A 307-nucleotide genomic window follows, 5' to 3' on the forward strand; every position below is an offset into this window, starting at 1 on the left:
TGCGGAAGTAGCTCAGTTGGTAGAGCATCAGCCTTCCAAGCTGAGGGTCGCGAGTTCGAATCTCGTCTTCCGCTCTAAAACCTTCGAATACCACGAAGGTCTTTTTTTTGCAAAAGTTTGCCGATGTAGCTCAGGGGTAGAGTACTTCCTTGGTAAGGAAGGGGTCACGAGTTCAATTCTCGTCATCGGCTCAAATCCTTTTAAGTTCTGCATTATCGCTCTTTTAAAGGTAAATTGCCGGTGTAGCTCAGTTGGCCAGAGCAGCTGATTTGTAATCAGCTGGTCGGGGGTTCGAATCCCTCCACCG

The 307-nt window shown here is 48.5% G+C and carries 2 tRNA genes; both read left to right on the forward strand.

From position 1 onward, the window contains the following. Window position 1: 1 nt before the first annotated feature. Window positions 2–74 (forward strand) — tRNA-Gly (locus L990_RS16425). 45 nt (window positions 75–119) lie between these two features. Further along, window positions 120–191, forward strand: a tRNA-Thr gene (locus tag L990_RS16430). The last annotated feature ends 116 nt before the right edge of the window (window positions 192–307 follow it).

Origin of the sequence: Alistipes sp. ZOR0009 (assembly GCF_000798815.1) — a bacterium.
Lineage (GTDB): Bacteria > Bacteroidota > Bacteroidia > Bacteroidales > ZOR0009 > Acetobacteroides.